This is a genomic window from Microbacterium sp. BF1, from assembly GCF_019279095.1.
Lineage (GTDB): Bacteria > Actinomycetota > Actinomycetes > Actinomycetales > Microbacteriaceae > Microbacterium > Microbacterium maritypicum.
The window spans coordinates 1-2,623 of the sequence record NZ_JAGYWT010000357.1 but is presented as its reverse complement, the minus strand read 5'-3'; the positions used below and the strand labels follow the sequence as shown (position 1 = coordinate 2,623).

Sequence of the window (2,623 nt, the reverse complement as noted above, 5' to 3'; positions counted from 1 at the left end):
CGCGACGCCTCCGCGGACTCCACCCAGATTCTGACGTCGGCGAGGCCGGCGGTCGACGCCCGGAGTATCCCGCTGCCCTCGACGATCACGCCGAGAGCCGGATCGACGGCGTGGCTTTCCGCTTCAGCCTGAGCCTCCCAGTCCCACCGCCGCCAAGTCCCGAGGTAGCCGCGGCCGTGCGGGCGGAGGATCCACTCCAGGGCGCGCTCGACGCCGCCTTCGAGACCATCCCAGCCGGGGTACAGCGAGTCCAGCGCGATGAGCTGCACATGGCCGACCACGGGCCAGCGACGCACGAGCAGGGAGGCGAGAGAGGACTTCCCCGCTCCGCTTCCCCCGTCGATGAGCACGACCGGGTTGACAGCGGCGACGGCGCGGACATCCTGCTCGATCAGTGTCGCAGCCTGCTCCAGCGCGGCTGAGACCGGGTCGTCACTTCTTGAGGGCACGAATGATGCGGGTGAGCGCCCGTCCGGCGACCCAGACGAACGGCACGGCGACCACGAGAAGCGTGACGATGTTCGGCTCGAAGCGCAAGCCCTCTTCGCGACGCACATACACGCCGACGGGAACGGAGACTCCACCGCCACCGCCACCTTCGGCACCGTCTCCGCTGCCACCGCCGAAGCCCGAGTAGGTGAACGCGACCGGCGTGATGCTCACACCGTCGACGTCCTGCGGCTCTCCGTACGCGCTCTTCACGCCGAAGGACGCAGCTTGTTTTCCGAGTTCCAGTGCAATGTTCGGCATAACCCCACGCTAGCCGAGGAACCATGCCCTGTGGGATCAATCCAGGCCGTGGGCTTTCGGGTGTTGTGCGGCGCCTCTGCCATCGCCGCGGCCGATGTGTCGGGCGCGACTGATCGTCGCCGCGCCGAACCGGGCGACGGCCTCATCCATCGCGCCCTCGACTCGGCGCCAGTCCTCGTCGTCGTCCCAGAGCCCGAGGGCGCCTCCGCCGGCTGGTCGAAGATTCTCGGCACGGACGCCGACGAGTCGCACCGGATCACGACGGTCGATCTGCTCGAACAGGGACTGAGCGGCTTCTCCAATGCGCTGACCCACTGCTGTGGGCTCGCTCAGTGTCTGGGACCGGCTCAGCGTACGGAAGTCATCGAAACGGATCTTGATCGCGACGGTCGATGTCTCCCACTCCGCTCGGCGGAGCCGGGCAGCGACGCGGTCGGCCAGTCGGAGCAGTTCCGCCCGCAGGAACGAGCGGTCGAGGATGTCGGCGTCGAAGGTCTCCTCATGACCGATGCTCTTCTCCACGCGCTCCGTGTCGACGACGCGCGCATCCTCTCCCCGGGCGAGCTGTGCGAGTCGCGCACTCAGCGCAGGCCCGACAGCGCGTTCGATCATCTCGCGCGGGGCATCTCGCACATCTCGCACCGTTCGGATCCCCCGAGCCTCCAGCGCTTCAGCGGCCTTCGGCCCGACGCCCCACATGGCACGGACCGGTCGAGGAGAGAGGAAGTCGAGCGTGTCCTTCGCCGCGACGACGAGCATCCCGTCGGGCTTGGATATCGTCGAAGCCATCTTGGCGACGTGCTTGGTGGCGGCGACGCCGACGCTGCACGTGATCCCGACCTCATCGAGGACGCGCGCTCGGATGAGTTCGGCAATGCGCGCGGGGCTCCCCCAGAGACGACGCACACCCTGCACATCGAGGAACGCCTCGTCGACGGACAGCGGCTCCACGAGCGGTGTGAACGATTCGAAGATCGCCATCACCTGCCGAGAGACCTCCTGGTACCGGTGGAAGTGCGGGGGGACGATACGCGCGGACGGACACAGCCTGAGAGCCTGCGAAACCGGCATCGCCGCGCGAACGCCGTATCGGCGGGCCTCATACGACGCGCTCGAGACGACCGAACGGCCGTCCGGCGCGCCGATGATCAGCGGCAGACCGCGGAGAGAGGGATCATCGAGCACCTCGACCGCCGCGTAGAACGCGTCCATGTCGACGTGCAGGATCCTCGTGCCGGTGTCGTCGGCATCGATGGCGGAGACGATGCGTCCGCTGCCGTCACCGTGTCCCATGCATCCATCCTCCCCCGGGCCTCCGACATGAGGCCCGGGGTCGCACGCTACTGCGCAGCGCGCTCGAGAATGAGTTCACGGACGCGTGCGGCGTCCGCCTGGCCCTTCATCGCCTTCATGACCGCTCCGATGACGGCACCGGCGGCCTGCACCTTGCCGTCCTTGATCTTCGCCATGACGTCGGGCTGCGCGGCGAGTGCTTCGTCGATGGCGGCGATCAATGCGCCGTCGTCCGAAACGACCGCGAGTCCACGGGCGTCGACGACCTCCTGCGGGTTGCCCTCGCCGGCGATGACGCCTTCGAGCACCTGGCGAGCGAGCTTGTCGGTGAGGGTGCCGGCGTCGACGAGCTGCTGCAGGGCTGCGACGTTCTCCGGGCTGATGAGCTCGGTGGCGTCCTTCTCCTGGGCGTTCGCGAGACGGGAGATCTCACCCGTCCACCACTTGCGCGCTTCGCGGCTCTTGGACTGCACGCGCAGCTCGTCGCCCTGGATCTGGCTCTTCACGCCCTTGGGGCCCTCGTCGCGGATGATCTTGTTGATCTTCTTCGCGTTCTCCGAGGAGATGCCGTCCTTGAGCG

4 protein-coding genes are annotated in these 2,623 nt (G+C 68.0%); all 4 read right to left on the bottom strand.

Annotated features, from left to right (window positions below):
- On the bottom strand, positions 1-449 hold a 449-nt coding region (locus tag KZA10_RS12010; RefSeq protein WP_218682991.1), incomplete at its 3' end, for a hypothetical protein.
- On the bottom strand, positions 433-750 hold the full coding sequence (locus tag KZA10_RS12005) for a hypothetical protein (protein ID WP_031206169.1): 318 nt from the start codon (positions 748-750) through the stop codon (positions 433-435). The genes KZA10_RS12010 and KZA10_RS12005, both read right to left, overlap by 17 nt.
- Before the next feature lie 36 nt (positions 751-786).
- Positions 787-2,043, bottom strand: coding sequence for a DNA polymerase IV (dinB, locus tag KZA10_RS12000; RefSeq protein ID WP_141386006.1), 1,257 nt, complete (start codon positions 2,041-2,043; stop codon positions 787-789).
- Between the two features lie 47 nt (positions 2,044-2,090).
- The coding region (locus KZA10_RS11995; RefSeq protein WP_218682990.1) for a DUF520 family protein at positions 2,091-2,623 on the bottom strand (533 nt) is incomplete at its 5' end.

Coding starts and splice junctions, on each gene's coding strand:
- KZA10_RS12005 (WP_031206169.1), bottom strand. CDS start 750: ATGCCGAACATTGCACTGGAACTCGGAAAACAAGCTGCGTCCTTCGGC.
- dinB (WP_141386006.1), bottom strand. CDS start 2,043: ATGGGACACGGTGACGGCAGCGGACGCATCGTCTCCGCCATCGATGCC.